General features: G+C 70.0%; 15 protein-coding genes. 8 read left to right on the top strand and 7 right to left on the bottom strand.

All coding sequences use genetic code 11. The features are described 5' to 3' along the window. The first annotated feature begins 176 nt into the window (after positions 1 to 176). Positions 177 to 737, top strand: a complete 561-nt coding sequence (locus tag ACN28I_RS20930) for a hypothetical protein (protein ID WP_420943735.1) — start codon at positions 177 to 179, stop codon at positions 735 to 737. A 69-nt stretch (positions 738 to 806) separates the two neighbouring features. Here the strand turns inward: ACN28I_RS20930 and ACN28I_RS20925 are convergent, their stop codons facing one another. Beyond that, on the bottom strand, positions 807 to 2,747 hold the full coding sequence (locus tag ACN28I_RS20925) for a serine hydrolase domain-containing protein (RefSeq protein ID WP_420943734.1): 1,941 nt from the start codon (positions 2,745 to 2,747) through the stop codon (positions 807 to 809). A 93-nt stretch (positions 2,748 to 2,840) separates the two neighbouring features. Between ACN28I_RS20925 and ACN28I_RS20920 the strand changes: the two genes are divergently transcribed. Beyond that, the gene (locus tag ACN28I_RS20920; protein ID WP_420943733.1) at positions 2,841 to 3,827 is read left to right on the top strand and encodes an aldo/keto reductase; all 987 of its coding nucleotides are present in this window, start codon (positions 2,841 to 2,843) and stop codon (positions 3,825 to 3,827) included. An 8-nt stretch (positions 3,828 to 3,835) separates the two neighbouring features. On the opposite strand, the gene ACN28I_RS20915 is transcribed toward ACN28I_RS20920, so the two are convergent. From ACN28I_RS20915 to ACN28I_RS20895, 5 genes are all read right to left on the bottom strand, one after another. Further along, positions 3,836 to 4,258 (bottom strand): VOC family protein, encoded by a 423-nt coding sequence (locus ACN28I_RS20915; protein WP_420943732.1) that lies wholly within the window; start codon positions 4,256 to 4,258, stop codon positions 3,836 to 3,838. A gap of 44 nt (positions 4,259 to 4,302) precedes the next feature. After that, entirely contained in the window at positions 4,303 to 6,738 is a 2,436-nt protein-coding gene (locus tag ACN28I_RS20910; protein WP_420943731.1) for a PAS domain-containing protein, read from the bottom strand. Next, positions 6,735 to 7,145: a response regulator gene (locus tag ACN28I_RS20905; RefSeq protein WP_420943730.1), complete on the bottom strand. Its 411-nt coding sequence runs from the start codon at positions 7,143 to 7,145 to the stop codon at positions 6,735 to 6,737. Before ACN28I_RS20905 ends, ACN28I_RS20910 begins: the two co-directional genes overlap by 4 nt. A 10-nt stretch (positions 7,146 to 7,155) precedes the next feature. Beyond that, positions 7,156 to 9,279 (bottom strand): PAS domain-containing sensor histidine kinase, encoded by a 2,124-nt coding sequence (locus tag ACN28I_RS20900; RefSeq protein WP_420943729.1) that lies wholly within the window; start codon positions 9,277 to 9,279, stop codon positions 7,156 to 7,158. Between the two features lie 212 nt (positions 9,280 to 9,491). Next, complete coding sequence (locus tag ACN28I_RS20895) at positions 9,492 to 10,964, bottom strand: ATP-binding protein (protein ID WP_420943728.1); 1,473 nt, start codon at positions 10,962 to 10,964, stop codon at positions 9,492 to 9,494. A gap of 354 nt (positions 10,965 to 11,318) precedes the next feature. Here ACN28I_RS20895 and ACN28I_RS20890 point away from each other — a divergent pair, with 354 nt between their 5' ends. Further along, positions 11,319 to 12,089: a hypothetical protein gene (locus tag ACN28I_RS20890; RefSeq protein WP_420943727.1), complete on the top strand. Its 771-nt coding sequence runs from the start codon at positions 11,319 to 11,321 to the stop codon at positions 12,087 to 12,089. A gap of 26 nt (positions 12,090 to 12,115) precedes the next feature. Further along, positions 12,116 to 12,913: a hypothetical protein gene (locus tag ACN28I_RS20885; protein WP_420943726.1), complete on the top strand. Its 798-nt coding sequence runs from the start codon at positions 12,116 to 12,118 to the stop codon at positions 12,911 to 12,913. A 20-nt stretch (positions 12,914 to 12,933) separates the two neighbouring features. On the opposite strand, the gene radA is transcribed toward ACN28I_RS20885, so the two are convergent. Continuing rightward, positions 12,934 to 14,295: a DNA repair protein RadA gene (gene radA, locus ACN28I_RS20880; protein WP_420943725.1), complete on the bottom strand. Its 1,362-nt coding sequence runs from the start codon at positions 14,293 to 14,295 to the stop codon at positions 12,934 to 12,936. Positions 14,296 to 14,507: 212 nt separating this feature from the next. On the opposite strand from radA, the gene ACN28I_RS20875 reads away from it, so the two are divergent. From ACN28I_RS20875 to bioD, 4 genes are all read left to right on the top strand, one after another. Beyond that, positions 14,508 to 14,774 carry a GlsB/YeaQ/YmgE family stress response membrane protein gene (locus ACN28I_RS20875; RefSeq protein ID WP_420943724.1) on the top strand — a complete coding sequence of 89 codons (267 nt, stop codon included), beginning with the start codon at positions 14,508 to 14,510 and terminating at the stop codon, positions 14,772 to 14,774. A gap of 161 nt (positions 14,775 to 14,935) precedes the next feature. Further along, positions 14,936 to 15,967 carry a biotin synthase BioB gene (bioB, locus tag ACN28I_RS20870; protein WP_420943723.1) on the top strand — a complete coding sequence of 344 codons (1,032 nt, stop codon included), beginning with the start codon at positions 14,936 to 14,938 and terminating at the stop codon, positions 15,965 to 15,967. A 107-nt stretch (positions 15,968 to 16,074) separates the two neighbouring features. After that, on the top strand, positions 16,075 to 17,199 hold the full coding sequence (bioF, locus tag ACN28I_RS20865) for an 8-amino-7-oxononanoate synthase (RefSeq protein ID WP_420943722.1): 1,125 nt from the start codon (positions 16,075 to 16,077) through the stop codon (positions 17,197 to 17,199). Positions 17,200 to 17,219: 20 nt separating this feature from the next. Further along, the gene (gene bioD, locus ACN28I_RS20860) at positions 17,220 to 17,963 is read left to right on the top strand and encodes a dethiobiotin synthase (protein ID WP_420943721.1); all 744 of its coding nucleotides are present in this window, start codon (positions 17,220 to 17,222) and stop codon (positions 17,961 to 17,963) included. The last annotated feature ends 99 nt before the right edge of the window (positions 17,964 to 18,062 follow it).

The raw sequence follows: 18,062 nt of genomic DNA, 5'->3' as shown, positions 1-18,062 counted from the left end.
GCTGTTCGATGCTCGACAGCCTGCCATTGGGGGGGGCCGCACGGGGGCCCCCCGCAGATTCTCTGAATCATCTTCCAACTCGCGGGCTCCATTCATTTGAGGGGAATTCGCTCGAATTCGCGAAGCCCCTTTTTGTGAACCCATCCACCCCAGTACCCCAGCGAGAGGAAGTCCCTATGAGCTTCATCCGAGGCGGTAGAAGTGCAGCTCTGGCGCTGTTCATGGCCGCACTGGCACTCGTTTCCTTCGGTCCGGTGGCGGAAGCGGCTTCGAACAAGGCGTCCGGCAAGCCGGACTCGTCCTTCGATGTGGCGTTGTCGGTGAACAACAAGACCCAGAGCGCGCGTGTCGAGATCTCGCCCGAGGCGCAGGACGTGCTCGGGCAGGCCCATGGAACCAGTGCCCGGGGTGGCGCGCAGCTCCAGAGCATCGTCCAGGAGCGTCTCCAGCAGCTGATCAGCGAGGGGAAGGTCCAGGTGCCGGAAGGTGCGGTGCCTCACGTCATCGTCAAGGCGGAGCGTGGCACGGCGCTGCGTTCCAGCGAGTCCCCGCTCGCGGCGGATACGTGCTTCCTCCCCGCGACCTACTCCGTGACGTACTACATCTACTTCGACTCCCCGAGCTGCAACTATTACGTGGCGACCGACTACTACAATGCCCTGTACGACCAGTGCACCAACACGGTGTATGTGATGGATTACCTGGGCTCGACGGTGGACGGTCCCTACGCGTGCTGAGCTGAGACCTCACCTCCATTGAGTGTCAGCATTCACCGCCTCGGCGCAGTCCGGGGCGGTGAATGTCTTTCAGAAAACCGCCTCCAACAGCCAGGCTCCGAATCCGAGCAGGTGCCAGTGGTGGAGCCAGGCGGCGAAGGCCGTCGCGGCCAGCGTGGCTCCCGTGAGGGACAGGCGCAGGGCCAGCGTCCCGGAGCGCTTCCACCAGGCGCGTGCACTCCAGGCGAAGGCTCCCGGGGTGAGCACCGCCGCCCCGAGCGCGCAGGCCATCGAGACTCCCAGCAGCCGGGGCGCGGCGCCGTACTCCACCAGTTCGACGTGGTGGCGCACCAGGAGCGTGAAGCCGCTCAGGAACAGCAGGTGCAGCAGACCGATGACCGCCAGCAGCCCCGTGGCCGGGCTCCGGTGGAGGACGCCCGCCAACACGGCCAGCGCGAAGAGCGTGGCGCACACGGCGAGCAGCCCGTAGGTGAAGGCGGACGTCTCGTACCAGGGCACCCGCTCGTACGCCGCCGCGGGCTGGTTCTCGAAGAAGAGGTGCGTGATGTGGCCCGCGGCGTCCTCGCGGAAGGCCACGCGCTCCGGTGCGGCCGGGTCCTCGGCCGGACGGAAGAGGCGGGGCTCTACCTCCACCCAGCGTCGAGGCGCGTGCCCGGGCTCCCGGATGTGCAGGGTGCCATCTCTGCCGTCTCGCACGCGGATCTCCTGGCGCCAGCCCAGCGAGGACTCCGCCGTGCCGTAGGCCCTCCACGTCGTCTGATATCCCCCCGCGAACCGTGCCGCCCGCTCGGCGAAGTCCCGCGGGGGCACGGGTTTGTCCGAGGGCGGGGCAGGGGGGCCGTGCGCGAGGACGGTGCGCAGCAGCTCCATCCGGGCCCGCTGCGCGCCTTCCTTCTCCCCCGGGCCGTTGTACGAGACGAACAGCCCCGTCCCCTGCTCGGGCATCAGCACCAGCAGCGAGTGGAAGAGGTACGCGTCCCCCAGGTGCCCGATGAGCCGCTGGCCATCGAGGTGGAACTCCATGAAGCCATGGGCCCACCCGCTCAACCGGGGATCATGCGTGAAGTGCTGGCAATGCATCCGCCGCACCGTCTCCTCGCGCAGGATGCGGTGGCCCTCGTGCTGCCCTCCCTGGAGGTGCGCGAGCATGAACCTCGCCAGGTCCGTGGCGGTCGTGAGCAGCGAGCCGCTGGAGGCCACCACCACCTGCTCCAGGGGCTGGGCGCGCGGGCTTCCGTTCTCGAGCGTGTGTCCCAGCGCCATGTCGGCGGCGAGCTCTGGCGGCACCGTCCTCCTGAAGAAGGTGCGCCTCATCCCCAGCGGCTCCAGCACGTTCTCCCGGAGGTATTGCTCGAAGGGTCGGCCCGACACCCGCTCGACGATGTGCTCGGCCAGGCTCGTTCCGTAGTCGGAGTACGCCGAAAGCTCACCCGGCGGCCGCACCCGGGCCGGCATGCGCTCCCGCAGGTACTCCAACAGCGTGCCGGGGGGTGGGCCCTCCGGCCAGAGGCGCTCGTGCACCTCGAAACCTCCCGCGTGCGCCATCAGGTGCGCGAGCGTGAGGGGCCGGTCGTACGCCCCCGGAAGCCGCAGGTCCTCCAGGTACATGTGGACGTCCGCGTCCAGGTCAATCCGCCCCCGCTCGGCGAGCTGCATCACCGCCGTCCAGACGAACAGCTTGCCCAGGGAGGCCACGCGGAAGAGGGTCTTGTCCGCCACCACGGGCGTGTGCTTCCCGGCGTCCGCGTCGCCGTAGCCCCGGGCCACCACCTGGCCATCCCGCACCACCGCCACCGTCGCTCCGGGAATCCGGTACGCCGCGAGCTGCCCGGTGACCACGCGGTCCACGAGCGGCTCCAGCGACATCACCTCCGCCCGCCGGGGAACCTCGGCCCATGCTGGCACCGCCAGGGCGAACACGAGCACCAGGGCGACGACTCCCAGGGCGGCTCTGTGTTGCTCGGACGGCATGCCGCAGGTGTAGCGGACTTCCCCTGTCGAAGGGAACACAGGGGCACGCTTCCCACCGTTGTTCTCCTGGCCCCGGACGGTGCGGGCCATTAACAAGGGCCGCCACACCCGTACCCACCAAGGAGGGATGTCATGGAGCAGAGGGCACTCGGAAAGCAGGGGCTGAAGGTCTCCGCCCTGGGCCTGGGCTGCATGGGAATGAGCGACTTCTACGGCTCGGGAGACGAGAAGGAGTCCATCTCCGTCATCCACCGGGCCCTGGAGCTCGGGGTGAACTTCTTCGACACGGCCGACATGTACGGGCCGTTCACCAACGAGAAGCTGCTGGGCAAGGCCATCGCCGGCAAGCGCGACCAGGTCATCCTCGCCACCAAGTTCGGCAACGTGCGCGCCGAGGATGGCTCCTTCCTCGGCATCAGCGGCAAGCCCGACTACGTGCTCAAGGCCTGTGATGACTCACTCAAGCGCCTGGGCGTCGACCACATCGACCTCTACTACCAGCATCGCGTGGACCCCACCGTCCCCATCGAGGACACCGTGGGGGCCATGGCCCAACTGGTGAAGCAGGGCAAGGTCCGCTACCTCGGCATGTCCGAGGCCGCGCCCGACACCCTCCGCCGCGCCCACAAGGTGCACCCCATCTCCGCGCTCCAGACCGAGTACTCGCTCTGGAGCAGGGATCCGGAGGACGAGGTGCTCCCCACCGTGCGCGAGCTGGGCATCGGCTTCGTCCCCTACAGCCCGCTGGGCCGCGGCTTCCTCACCGGTCGCTACCGCCGCCTCGAGGACCTCGAGCCCAACGACTGGCGCCGCCACAACCCGCGCTTCCAGGGCGAGAACTTCGCCAAGAACCTCCAGCTCGTGGACAAGATCAACGAGCTGGCCGGGCGCAAGAAGGTGAAGGCCTCGCAGCTCGCGCTCGCGTGGGTGCTGGCCCAGGGCAAGGACCTCGTCCCCATCCCCGGCACCAAGCACGTGAAGTACCTCGAGGAGAACACCGCCGCGGCGGACCTCCGGCTCTCCCCCGAGGAGCTGCGGGAGATCGACGCCATCGCCCCCAAGGGCGCGGCGGCCGGCACCCGCTACCCCGAGGCGGGCATGAAGTCCGTCCACCGCTGAGGCGCGGCTCAGGCCTCCGTGTTGGGGAAGTGCGGGTTCTCGATGAGCCCGAACACGTTGCCGAACGGATCCGCCACGGTGGCCACGCGGATGCCGCCGCCCACGTCTCGCACGGGGCTGGCGGGCTCGATGCCGAGCTTCTTCAGGCGCTCCAGCGCCTGGTCCGCGTTCTCCACGCCCCAGTAGGTCACCGCGCCTCCGGGGCCCGGCTTCCCCGCCGACGTGTCCGGGTCCAGTCCCAGCTCGAAGCCGCCCACGTTGAAGCCCACGTAGAAGGGCTCGTCGAAGTACGGCGCGACGCCCAGCACCTGGCTGTACCAGGCCTTCGCCTTCGCCAGGTCCGTCACGTGGTACACGGTGGTGCGCAGTCCGAGGATGGGGGCGGGGTTCTTCACGGGGTTCTCCGGGTGGATGAGTGGGAAGACCCTCACCCTAACCCTCTCCCAGAGGGAGAGGGGACACCCCGTGGGGTAGGTCAGGCCTTCGGGACCGGCGGGGGCGTCGGGGCCCGCCGCGGCAGCCGCACCGTGAAGCGTGTGCCCAGCCCCTCGTGCGACGTCACGGTGATGCCTCCGCCGTGGGCCAGCACCAGTTGCCGGGTGATGTAGAGCCCCAGCCCCACGCTGCCCGCTCCACTGCCCGCGCGACGGCCCCTGCGGAAGGGCTCGAACAGGTCCGGCAGCGTATCCCCCGCGATGGCGGCCCCCGCGTTGTGCACCTCGAGGAAGACCTCTCCCGGCTCGCCCCGGCAACGCACCCACACCGCAGTGTCCGGCGGACTGTGCTGGAGCGCGTTGCCCACCAGGTTGCCGAGCACCTGCGCGAGCCGGTCCTCGTCCCACTCGCCCCCGCCGTCCCCCTCCTGCGTCAGCTCCACCTGCCGCTCGGGGTGGCTGGCGGCCAGCTCCTCCACCACGCCGCGCGCCAGCTCGAAGAGGTCCATCTTCTTGCGCTCCACCGGGATGCCGCCGCCCAGCCGCGCCTGGCTGAAGTCCAGCAGGTCGCGGATGAGGCGCGTGGAGCGGTCCGACGCGGAGATGATGCGGGTGAGGCTCTTGCTCTGCCGCTCGTCCAGCCCCTCGCGCGCCAGCAGCACGGAGGCCGAGATGCGGATGACGCTCAGCGGGTTGCGCAGATCATGGCTGACGATGCCGAGAATCTGCCGCTCGAAATCGGCGAGCTGGCGCGCCTCGGCCTCCTGCTGCTTCTGCACGGTGATGTCCACGTAGGCGCCCGTCATGTAGAGGGGGCGCCCGTTCGCGTCCACGAACGTCTTTCCCTTGCCGCTCAGCCAGTGCACGCGGCCATCCGGCCACACCACGCGGAAGTCCATCTCGAAGTCCGCGCCCTCGCGTGCGCAGGCCTCGTTGCGGCGCGCCGCCTCGGCCCGGTCCTCCGGGTGCACCAGCGCGAGGCAGTCCTCCATCGTCTGTACCGTGCGCCCCGGCGGCAGGCCGAAGAGCTGGTCCAGGTTCTCGTCCCACTCCAGCGCGTTGGTGCGGATGTCCCAGCGGAAGGTGCCCGTGCCGCCCGCCCACAGCGCCGCGCGCAGCCGCTCGTCGCGCTCCTGCAGCGTGGCCTCCATCCGCTCGCGCTCCTCCAGCAAGTCGCGCAACTGGGCCTCGCTCGCCTCGGCCTGGGCGCGCGCCTGCTGCGCGGCCTCATAGAGGCGGGCCCGCTCCAGCGCCTGTGCTCCCTGCCGTGCCAGCGCGAGGAGGTACTCCTGCTCGTCGGACGACAGGGTGCGCGGACTCGAATAATTCACCACCAGGGCGCCCATCACCCCCCGGCTGCCGCGCAGGGGCACCACCGCCGCGGCCTCGTAGGGAAGGTCCAGCCGCGCCACGGTGGGGTAGCGCCGGTCCCGCTCCTCGCGGTTGGCGAAGGTGACGAGCGTGTCGCCGCGCACCGCCTCCGTCACCGCCAGCGGCGCGTCGAGCGGGATGCGCTCGAGATTGCGCGTCAGGTGCCGCACGTTCTCGGTGACGCTCACCAGCTCGAGCGCCTGGCCATCCTCGGTCATCAGGCACACCGCGCCCGAGTGGGCCTCCAGCGCCGCCACACCCTGGGTGATGATGATGTCCACCACCTGCCGGGGCGTGAGGGCCTCGGAGAGCGCGGCGGTGACGGCCTGCAGGCGCGAGATGCGCTCCTGGGCCCTGCGCTGGTCGTCGATGTCGGCGTTGGTGCCGAACCAGCGGATGACGCGGCCCCGCGCGTCCCGCATGGGCTGGGCCCGGATGAGATACCAGCGCCAGGTGCCACCGACCCGCCAGAGGCGCGCCTCCACCTCGAAGGGCTCCCCGGTGCGCAGGCTGTGCTGCCAGCGCTCCATCATCCGGGGCAGGTCCTCCGGGTGCACGGCCTGGGGCCACTGCGTGGGCTCGCCCGCGGGAACGCCGGTGTTCTCGTAGCCGCGGCGGCTGATGTAGTCCAGCACGCCATCCGGCCGGCTCGTCCAGATGGTGTGCGGCAGCACCTCGGCGAGCGTGCGGTACTGCTGCTGCACCTCGTGCAGGCGCAGCGTCTGGCGCAGCAGGTGCGAGAGGCGCTCCGGGGTGAGCGCCGACTTGGCGAGGTAGTCGGTGGCGCCGGCCTTCATCAGCTCCACGGCGATGTGCTCATCCCCCTGCCCGGTGAGCATGATGACGGGCGTCTCCACCAGGGCGGAGCGCGCCTTGCGCAGCACCTCCAGCCCGTCCTGGCCCGGCATCTGGAAGTCCATCAGGGCGCAGTCGAAGCTCTGCTCCAGCAGGGCGGCGAGCGCGGCCGTGCCGTCACCGACCTCGACGAGCTGCGCGTTCAGCCCCGCCTTGAGCAGGGCGCGCCGCACCGCGAGCCGGTCCACCTCGTCGTCGTCCGCGACCAACAGACGCAGCGGTTGCTCCTCCATGCGCTCCTCGGCCCTCACGGCAGCTCCACTCGGGACCAGTATGCGTTGAGTGCGGTCATCAACTCCACGAAGGCCGGTGAGGCCACGGGCTTGACGAGGTAGCCCGCTACATTGTGCGCGTAGCTTTGCAGCCGGTCTCTATCGTCGTTGGACGTGGTGAGCACCACCACCGGGGTGGCGCGCAGCTCGGGATCGTCACGCAGGGCGCGCAGGAACTCGAGGCCGTTCATCCTCGGCATGTTGAGATCCAACAGGATGAGGCGGTTGCTGGACGGAACCGAGCCGTTGCGCAACAGCTCCAGCGCCTGCCGCCCATCGCCGGCGACGTAGAGGGTGTTGTGGATGTTGCTCTTCTTGAAGGCGCGCTGGACGTTCATGACGTCCACCGCGTCGTCATCCACCAGCAGGATGTTCAGCGTCTTCACGGATACGCTCTCAGCGCCCCTCGTCGGGGATGTGCTTCGGCCAGGTGAAACGGAAGGTAGCCCCCTGGCCGGGGGCGGACTCCAGCCAGGCACGCCCCCCGCGTGCCTCCACGCTCTTCTTCACCACCGACAGACCGATGCCGGTGCTCTCCACCTCATCACGCGCCCGCAGCGTCTGGAAGATGCCCCAGATGCGTTCATGGTACTCTGGAGCGATGCCCGGGCCATTGTCGGCCACGGAGAATTCCCAGAAGGCGTCCAGCGGCCGCCCCTCCACCCGCACCCGCATCCCGGGCGATTGCGCGTGCTTGAAGGCGTTGCCCAGCAGGTTGAGGAACACCTGCTGCAGGGGAACCCGCTCGGTGCGCAGGGTGGGCATGCCGGGCGGCAGCTCGACGAGCGTGCCGGGCGGTGGGGCGAGCAGCTCCACGCACTCGGCGAGCAGCTTGCCCACGTCCACCAGCTCCGGCCGGCTCCGCATCCGGCCCGCGCGGCTGTAGTCGAGGATGCCGTTGATGAGCGCCTCCATGCGCTCCACGCGCCCGCGCAGCAGCCGCATCTGCTCGCGCGTCTCGTCCGTCATCACGCTCTGGAGGTCGTCCTCTATCCACTGCGAGAGGTTGGCGATGCCGCGCAGCGGGGCCTTCAGGTCGTGGCTGGCCACGTAGGCGAATTGATCCAACTCCTGGTTGCTGCGCTCCAGGGCGGCGATGAGGCGCTCGCGCTCGGCCTCGGCGCGCTTGCGCTCGGTGATGTCCAGCACCACCGTGGCCACGCCCAGCGTGGTGCCCTCGGCCGAGCGCACGGGCGCATAGCGCGCCAGCCACGCCCGCTCCTCGCCGGAGGGCAGCCGGGTGGAGGATTCCACCGTCTGTGTCTCCCCGGTCTCCAGCGCCCGCCGCAGCGACTTCACCACGATGTCCACGCCGGGGCCCTGTGTGGAGAGCACCTCGGGCATGGTGTGTCCGAGGTGATCCTCGGCGGGCTTGCGGTTGATGTCCTGCAGGGTGCGGTTGACGCGCACGAAGCACAGCGTCCGGTCGAAGAGGGCGATGCCGGCGGGGGCCGCGTCCAGCAGCGTGTCCAGCATGGCGCGGGCCTGCTCGGCGAGGTAGCGCTCGTGCTGGGCCCGGCGCATGGCCTCCTGGCTGTCGCGGTACATGCGCGCGTTGTCCAGCGCGAGCGCGGCGCGGCGCGCGAACTCCTCGGCCAGCGACAGGTCCGCGGCGGAGAAGCTCCGGATGCTCGCCGCCTGCGCGAGGGTGATGCTGCCCAGCGTCCGCCCGTGCACCACCAGCGGCACGATGATGGAGGAGCGCAGCCCCAGCTCCCGCAGCAGCCGCAGGCCCTCCGCGTCGCGCGTGAGCTGGGCGTGCATCGCGTCCGGGATGACCTCCAACAGCTCCGGCTCCCCGGTGCGCAGCACGTAGCCGAGCCCGTGGCTGGCATGGTGGAGCTCCGCGGGCTCGCGGCGCGCCAGCTCCCAGGCGAAGGGCTCCTTGGTGCTGTCGGTGTGCGTCACCGCGACGCGCTCGACCGTCTCGTCCGGCCGCACCATGTCCACCGTGCACCAGTCCGCCAGCCGCGGGACGATCATCCGCGTGAGGTTGCGCAGCGTCTCCTCGGGGTCGAGCGTGAGGGCGAGCAGGGCGCTGGCCTCGGCGAGGAAGCCGTGCACGTCGGCGGTGCGCTTCTGGTCGTCGATGTCCGTGCAGGTGCCGAACCAGCGGACGATGCGGCCCTGGGGGTCGTGGACGGGAATGGCACGGCCGAGGAACCAGCGCCAGACGCCGTCCAGCCGGCGGCAGCGGTACTCGATTTCGAAGGGCTCACCGGTGACGAGGCTGTGGCGCCAGCGCTTCTCGGCCTCGGACATGTCCTCCGGGTGGAAGGCCTGCTTCCAGCCATTGCCCCGCGACTCCTCGAGGTCCAGGCCGGTGTACTCGTACCAGCGCCGGTTGAGGTAGTCCTGGACTCCGTCGGGCCGCGACGTCCAGACGATTTGCGGCAGGGCCTCCGCCAGCATGCGGAACTGCTCGCGCTCGGTGTCGAGCCGCTGCTCCGGTCCACTGACTCCGAAGACGGAGCTCAGCGGATCGTACGCGGTGAGATCTCCGTCGGATTGGCGGGACACGTCGAGCGGCCCTCCGCGGGGCAAAAGGAGGTGGAACCAGCCGAGCAGCCATCCGTCACCGCCTGTGCGGCACTCCCACCACCCTCTTACTGCGTCCCGGCGATCTCATGTCCGGCACGGCGGACCGGCTGTCGTCCGCGCAACAGGTCGTCGAGGTGCTTACATTTCCTCGAAGCACACTCAGCGTGTGGGGGCTCGTCAGCCCGGCCGGTTCACGGAGGATTTGGCGCGGGAATGAGGGGGAGGGTGAGCTCGAAGGTGGTGGTTCCCGCGAGGGCGACGAGCCGCAGGTCTCCTCCATGGGCGCGGGCGATCTTCCGGGACAGCGGCAGGCCGAGGCCCGTGCCCTTCTCGCGGGTGGTGAAGAAGGGCTCGAAGATGCGCTCGCGTTCGGTTTCGGGCACGCCGGGCCCGGAGTCCTCGACGCGGATGGTGTAGCCGTGGCCCTCGCCGCGGCCCGTCACGCGCACCTTGCCGCCGGGAGGCGAGGCCTGCACCGCGTTCTTCACCATGTTCACCAGCGCGGCCGTCAGCAGGCTGCCGTCCGCTTCCAGCACCGCGGGCTCGGCCACCACCTCCACCGTGACTTCCCGGGCCGCCGCGTCCGCCGCGAGCAGGACGCTGGCCTCGGTGAGCAGGTCCGGCGCCGCCACGGGCGAGCGTGACAGGGGCTGCTCCCGGGCGAAGGCGAGGAAGTCCTCGACGATGCGCTGGAGGTACTCCGCCTCGTGCTGGATGCGCGCCACGTGCCCGGCGGCGTCCGCGTGGGCGCCGGCCTCGAGGTCCTCCGCGAGAATCCCCGAGAAGAGGGAGATGCCACCGAGGGGGTTGCGCACCTCGTGGGCCACGCCCGCCAGCATCAGCTTGAGCTGCCGGTCGCGGCTCTCCAGCGCGCCGCGCATCACCTCCAGCTCACGCGCCAGGACACCAATCTCCCGCGTGGGCTCGGGAGGCACCGGCGTCGTCAGGTCGCCCCGGCCGATGCGCAGCGCCGAGGCCATCAGCCGCCGCAGCGGCCGGGCCAGTCCCCGCGCGGTGAGGATGGCCACGAGCCCGAGCACGCCGAGCGCCACGCCGCTCGCCGCCGCGAAGCTCCGGGACAGGCTCGCCAGTGGGCCGAAGAAGGCCGCGCTGCCCTCCACGGCCACCGCGCCCACCACCTGGCCCTCGCGGCGCACCGGCGCGTAGCCCGTCTTGTAGAAGCGCCCATCCGAGCCCCGGAAGAGCACCTGGCTGGCCGCGCGCTCCCCGGAGAAGACCCGGGACAGCTCGAGCCTGTCCCGTGCGAGCTCCGGCACCTCGGTGCCCACCGGGAGGCCGCCGTCCACGTCCGCGAGCACCCGGCCCTGCGTGTCCACCACATACAGGCGCCGCACGCCGCTCGCGTTCCTCACCTCGGTGAGCAGGCGCACGAGGTTGCGCCACGTGCGCGTGCCCATGGTGTCGTCGCCGGGCTCGATGGTGAGCATCCGCTCACCGCTCACCTGGCTCGCCGTGGCCGCGGCGATGGCGGAGAGGCTCGTGCCCAGCTCCTCTTCCAGGATGGAGCGGGCCAGCGCGTAGACCGCCGTGCCCGTGAGCGCGAGGAAGAGCAGCGTGGGCAGCAGGAAGGCCACGAGCAGGCGCGCCGAGAGCGAGCCCAGCGCGTCCTTCAGGCGGGAGGTGAGGAGAGGCGGGGTGGACATGGGGGAAGACGGTTCAGCACTCTACACCGGCGCCTGGGTGCATGAGCGGCGCGGGAGGTGCACGTGCGTATCGCCGTCGGCTGTCCATCCATGTTCCGGGCCGCGCGGTGCGTGGCCGTGCTGCTCGTCCCGGTGCTCGCCGGTTGTGTCACGGGTTCCGGAGGGCGGACGTCCTCCGCCTGGAGCCAGGAGGGGGCAAGGTTCGAGGAGCCACGAGTGGCTGCTCCGAGGCGGGGAGTCCTGCTGGCCAGGAGCGATGGCCCGGTGGCGGGTGGGGAGTCTCCCAGCTCGACGGTCCAGGGCTACAACGTCCCTGGCCGGAAGCCGGGTTCGCAGATGCCCTGGGAGTTTTTCATGGGCAATGCCTCACACCGGCTCATTGCTTACATGTACGGTGTCAATCATCCGAGGAGCCGCGCCTATTATAACAACAAGCCACTCAAGACCATCATCGAGGAATCAGGGCTCGGTGATACGTCTCGTCTGCTCCCGGACGAGGCATTGATACGTCCGGACATTGCCGACGTCTCGCAGCGGCGACTCTTCGAAATAAAACCCTGGAATGAGCAAGCCCTCCGAGAAGGCCGCGAGGAGGCACGGCGATACCTGGCCGCGCTGAACCGGACCATCCTTGACGACAAACGTTTCATGGGTGGCACGGATTTTCACGGCGAAGCCCTGATTCGTTTCGCGGGAGGGCAATACATCTGGCGGTTGGAGTGGAAGACCTCCGAACCTGGCGTGGTGCAGTACCGGTGGACGCGCAGCCAGAAGCCCTTTGATTCGGAAGCCGCGGCATACAAAGCCGCTCAGTGGGTGGAACTCACGGTGGAGGAATTGCGGCAGTACGGCGGGTGGGTGGAAAGGGCCGTTGAAGGCATGCTCAACCGACGTGAGAAGCTCGCTACCATCAGCGGGACCGTTGGGATGGTCATCGATCTCATCGGTGGAGTCGCGACGACGGTCTTGTGGGGGTCGATTTGGGGTCAGATGAGTTCGGGCGCAGGGGCCCAGCAGCCGCCGTCGCAGGGGGGTGGACAGGTCATCCCCTTCCCAGCGCGCCCGGCCCCCATTGAGCCTCCGGCCCAGGTGCCCGCCGCCGCGGGCATGTCCCTTTCTCCCTGAGGAGCCTGTTTGATAGGAAGCGCTCCATGGCGTCTGGACAGACCGCTTCGCTGCAACTGCCGTCATTCCTGCATGGCACCTTCCGCTCGGTGCAGCAGAAGACGAGGAGGGAGGGGCAGAGGTGTGGCGAGCGATACCGCGAGCAAGGCACCTTCCCTGTTCCCCGGCAGATGCTGGAGGTACCCCCGGGTGAGGTCGTGGTGGCGCACGAAGTGGTGGACTTCCAGCGCGAGCGCCCGGCCTGGCGGCTGTACATGGTGTCGAATGTCATGAGCGCCTTGTCCGAGCCTCCGCAGAGCTCGTTTCCCGTGCGGAGTGACTATGAGGTGCTCTTCCGGCAAACGGCCTGGGGCGCGCTGTTCTTCGCGACGACGTACATGTACCCGGTCAGCGCGGAGCGCACGGCGCAGCGCCTCCAGGAGGTCCTGCGGTTCTGGGAGCCGCTCGAATCCGTGCGCTATCTCTTCAAGAAGCTGGGGGCGGCGCACACGCTGGAGGAGTTGATGGTGGCCTCTTGCGACTGGGCCATGGATGCGTGGTGCCCGGTGAGGGAAGCCTCGGTGCGCGAGCGCCTGGAGATGGCGGTGGAGCGCATGACACGGGCGACGCGGGAGGACTGTATCGAGGCCATCCTCCGGGAAATGCCGCGGGCCCTCGAGCATGCAGGAAGGTTGAAGCACCGCAACGTGGTGGCCGACCCGGCCTTCCAGCGTGAGCGCCTCGCCACGCTCGACCCGCGCTCTTTCGAGCGGGTGTCCGGTGCGTATACGGGAGATCTCATCGGGCAATTACATGATTGGGATCATGAGCTCGGGCTGCGGTAGGCGGACCCCGAGACACACCCTCAATCGAACATCGCTCCCAGCGCCTCGGAGAGCGTCTCGACTCCCACCACCTCCAGCTTCGAGCCCTCCAGCCGCTTCGCGCTCCCCTTGGGGATGACGGCCCGCTTGAAGCCCATCTTCGCCGCCTCCGCCAGCCGCGGCTCCACCTGGCCCACCGCGCGCACCTCGCCCGCCAGGCCCACCTCGCCCAGCACCAGCGTGTGCGCCTCCAGCGGCCGGTTCTGCAGGCTGCTCACCAGTGCCGCGCACACCGCCAGGTCGCACGCCGGCTCCGAGAGCTGCATGCCTCCCGCCACGTTCACGAAGAGATCGCACCCCACCAGCGGGATGTCCTCCTTCTTCTCCAGCACCGCCGCCAGCAGCGCCACGCGGTTGCCGTCCACGCCAATCGCCGTGCGCCGCGCCGTGCCGTAGCCCGTGGGCGCCACCAGCGCCTGCACCTCCACCAGCAGCGGCCTCGTCCCGTTCAGCGTGCACGTCACCACGCTGCCCGCCTTGCCCGCCGGCCGCTCGGCCAGGAAGAGCGCCGAGGGGTCCGGCACCTCCATCAGCCCCGCTCCCTTCATCTCGAAGACGCCAATCTCGTTCGTCGAGCCGAAGCGGTTCTTGTGCGCCCGCAGAATCCGGAAGGGGTGGCCGCGCTCGCCCTCGAAATAGAGGACGGTGTCCACCATGTGCTCCAGCACGCGCGGGCCCGCGATGGAGCCCTCCTTCGTCACGTGCCCCACCAGGAACGTCGGCACCCCGCTGCGCTTGGCGAAGGCCATGAAGCGCCCCGCCACCTCGCGCACCTGCGAGATGCTCCCCGGCGCGCTGCCCAGCTCCGGCAGGTACATCGTCTGGATGGAGTCCACCACCAGCGCCCGCGGCTTGAGGTTCTCGGCCACCGCCAGCACCCGGTCCGCGTCCGTCTCCGCGAAGAGGTGGATGGCCTCGCCCTCCACCCGCAGCCGCTCGGCCCGCATCTTCGTCTGCCGCAGCGACTCCTCGCCCGACACGTACAGCACCGGGCCCCCACGCCCCAGCTTGTCCAGCGCCGCCAGCAGCAGCGTGGACTTGCCGATGCCCGGGTCTCCTCCCAGCAGCACCAGCGAGCCGTCCACCACTCCGCCTCCCAGCACCCGGTCGAACTCGGCGATGCCCGTCTTCCGGCGCTCCTCCTGCTCGCCGCTCACCTCGCGCAGCCGCACCGGCTTGGACGCCCCTCCCGAGGCTCCCCACGCCGGGCGCTTCTCGTCCACCTTCGCCTCGGTCTCCTCCACCAACGAGCTCCACGCGCCGCAGTCGGGGCACTTCCCCAACCACTTCGCCGACTGGTACCCGCACGCCTGACACGTGTAGTGCGTCTTTGCCTTCGCCATGGAACCCCTTGTCTATCGCAGGGGACCCACGTTTCCCTCGCTTTCCCTCACGGCTGCCAACCCCCTCCCGGGAGCCGACCGGGGGGCGAGCGGCCAGGCGTGGGGGTCCCCTCTGGGTCACCCCGGCAAGTTGTGCCCGGGGGCAGGGCTCACCACGTTTCTTCCCAATCGGGGCCGCGCGTCGCGGTACCCCTCTGAAAGGGAGAACGAAGATGGGCATCCTCTGGTTGCTGGTGGTGGGTCTGGTCGCCGGTCTGATCGCGCGTGCTCTCGTTCCCGGGCGTCAGTCCATGGGTCTGCTGATGACGATGGTGCTGGGTGTCGTGGGCTCGTTCGTGGGCGGCTTCATCGGCTCGCTCTTCACGCGACGTGCCATTACGGACATGCACGCCACGGGTCTCATCATGTCGGTGGTGGGCTCCATCGTGGTCCTACTCCTGGTACAGATGGCGGGCCGGGGCCGTCGCATCCACGCCTGATGTCGGGGACCCGGTAGGGGAGGGGCACGCCCGTCGTGTTCCCTCCGCCGGGTCCCTCTTCCTCGGGGGGTGGATCGGGGTCGTCAACCCGGGCGCGCAGCGTGGTTGACAAGGGCGGTTCGCCCACGCACCGTGCGCGCTCCACACCCCCCGAGGAGCCCATGTCCGACTCCGCCGCCCACGATTTCCACGGTCACGCCCACTTCGCCGCTCCGCCTCCGGGTGTCGTCGTCCGCCATGACTGGACGCTCCCCGAGGTGCGCGCCCTCTACGAGCTGCCCCTGCTGGAGCTCATCCACAAGGCGCAGAGCGTCCACCGGGCCGTCTTCCAGGACAACAAGGTGCAGCTCTGCTCGCTGCTGTCCATCAAGACGGGCGGCTGCCCCGAGGACTGCGGCTACTGCCCCCAGGCCGCGCGCTACCACAAGGACACCGGCCTGCAGGCCGAGAAGCTCATGTCCGTGCCCGCCGTGCTCGAGGCCGCCTCCCAGGCCCGCTCGGCCGGTGCCACCCGCTTCTGCATGGGCGCCGCCTGGCGCGAGGTGAAGGACGGGCCCCAGTTCGACAACGTCCTGGAGATGGTCCGCGGCGTGAAGTCGCTCGGCATGGAGGCCTGCGCCACGCTCGGCATGCTCACCGAGAGCCAGGCCAGGCGCCTCAAGGAGGCCGGCCTCTCCGCCTACAACCACAACCTCGATACCTCCGAGGACAAGTACGCGGACATCATCTCCACCCGCACGTATGAGGACCGGCTCCACACGCTCGAGCGCGTGCGCCAGGCCGGCATCTCCGTGTGCTCCGGCGGCATCATCGGCATGGGCGAGTCCGTGGACGACCGCTGCAAGCTCCTGCTCACGCTCGCCAACCAGGAAGTCCACCCCGAGTCCGTCCCCATCAACGCGCTCGTCCCCGTGAAGGGCACGCCGCTGCAGGACCAGAAGCCCGTGCAGTCCGTGGAGATGGTCCGCACCATCGCCACCGCCCGCATCCTCATGCCCCTGGCCATGGTGCGGCTGTCCGCCGGCCGCATGCAGATGAACGAGGAGGCCCAGCTCCTGTGCATGCTCGCCGGCGCCAACTCGCTCTTCTTCGGCGAGAAGCTCCTCACCACCGGCAACCCCGAGTACACCCAGGACATGGCCCTCCTCGAGAAGGCCGGCATCCGCCCCCTGGAGCCGGATACGTCGCGGTAATGACCCGGGATTCGCGAAACCCTCACCCCGTCCCTCTCCCGGAGGGAGAGGGGAGTCTGGCCACGGTGGGGACTGGGAGTGTGGCCACGGAGTGGGCCCGGGCGGACATGGACGCCCTGGCTTCCCGCGGGCTGAAGCGGTTCCTCGAGCCGCTCGATTCCCCCCAGGGCCCGCTCGTCCGCGTCGGGGGCGAGACGCTCGTCAATTTCTCCTCCAACGACTACCTGGGTCTCGCCGCCTCGCCCTCCGTGCGCGCCGCCGCCATCGCCGCCCTGGAGACCCAGGGTGTCGGCTCCGGCGCGAGCCGGCTCGTCGTGGGAGACACCCCCTTCCACCAGCGGCTGGAGGCCCGGCTCGCCGCCTTCGAGCGGGCCGAGGCCGCGCTCCTCTTCAACTCGGGCTACGTCGCCAACGTCGGCACCCTGCAGGCCCTCGTCGGCCCCGAGGACGCCGTCTTCTCCGACGCCCTCAACCACGCCTCCCTCATCGACGGCTGCCGCCTCTCGCGCGCCCGCACCGTCGTCTACCCGCATGCCGACGTCGAGGCGCTCGATAGGGCCCTCGCCTCCACTCCCGCACGCCGCCGGCTCGTCGTCACCGACACCGTGTTCTCCATGGATGGGGACCATGCGCCCCTGCGGGAGATCGTCGACGTCTGCCGGACCCATGGGGCCGCGCTGCTCGTGGACGAGGCGCATGCCACCGGCGTGCTCGGCTCCCGCGGCGCCGGGCTGTGCGAGGAGCTGGGGCTCTCCGGGGCCGTGGATGTCCGCATGGGCACCTTGAGCAAGGCCTTCGGCGTGCTGGGCGCGTACATCTGCGCCTCCCGCCCCGTGGTGGAGCTCGTCCTCAACCGCGCCCGGCCCCTCGTCTTCTCCACGGCGCTGCCCGCCGCCCTCTGCGCCGCCGCCGGGGCCGCCGTGGACATCGTCGAGCACGACGAGGACCTGCGCGCCCGCCTGTGGCGCAACATCCGCCGCTTCTCCCAGGGCCTGCGCTCGCTCGGCTTCGCCGCCGAGCCCCGCAGCGCCATCTTCCCCGTCATCGTGGGCGAGCCCGGCCTCGCTGTTTCCGCGGCCAATGCCCTGCGCTCCAAGGGGTTGCTGGTGAAGGCCATCCGCCCTCCCACCGTCCCCGAGGGCACCAGCCGGCTTCGCTTCTGTCTCTCCGCCGCCCATACCGAGGGCCATGTGGACCTCGCCCTCGAGGGGCTGCGCTCGCTGCGACTCTGAATCTCCAAGTGGGAGGTCGTGTGGCAACCCGAGGTTCTCGACACCCTCACCCCGTCCCTCTCCCGGAGGGCGAGGGGAAATGGCCGCGGTTTTTCGTCACGGGGACGGATACCGGAGTGGGGAAGACGCAGGCCTCACGGGCCCTGCTCTCCCTGCTCGCCGATGCCGGGCTGTCTCCCCAGGGCTTCAAGCCCTACGAGAGCGGGTGTGCCTCGCTCTCCGCCCCCGCGGACGCGCTCTCCCTGCGCGAGGCCGCCCGGAGTGAGCTGCCCCTCGACGTCGTCTGCCCCCACCGCTTCCGCGCGCCCCTGGCTCCCGGCATCGCCGCGCGCCGCCTCGGCCGCGAGCCGGATTGGAACAAGACCCTCGCCGCCTGGGAGCGGGTGCGCCACGGGTCCGTCGTCGTCGAGGGTGCCGGTGGACTCTTCGTCCCCCTCGACTCCTCCCACGACGTCATCGATCTCATCTCCACCCTCGGGCTTCCCGTCCTGCTCGTCGCCCGCGCGGGCCTGGGCACGCTCAACCACACCGCCCTGTCCCTCGAGGCCCTCGCCGCGCGCAACATCCCTGTCGCGGCCGTGCTCCTCTCCCGCGGCACTCCCTCGCGCGACCCCTCCGAGCGCGACAATCCCGCTCTCATCTCCGAGCGCCATCACATCCAGGTCCTCGGTCCAGTTCCCTACCTGGAGGATCCGCGGCGCCGCCACGCGGCGTTCCGCAAGGCACTCGCGCCACTCGTGGCCAAACGCGCGCGAGGCCGGTAAATCGGCCTCCGCGGCGATCCAAACGCGCGTGCGAGTGCAAGTTTTCGTGTTGCACGGCCGCGAAATGGACGCATGTTTCGATCTGCGCGAGAACGCAAC

The sequence above is a fragment of the Archangium gephyra genome, assembly GCF_049060025.1.
Lineage (GTDB): Bacteria > Myxococcota > Myxococcia > Myxococcales > Myxococcaceae > Archangium > Archangium gephyra_A.
Note: the sequence above shows the minus strand (reverse complement) of the source record. Positions and strands in the feature narration are given on the sequence as shown.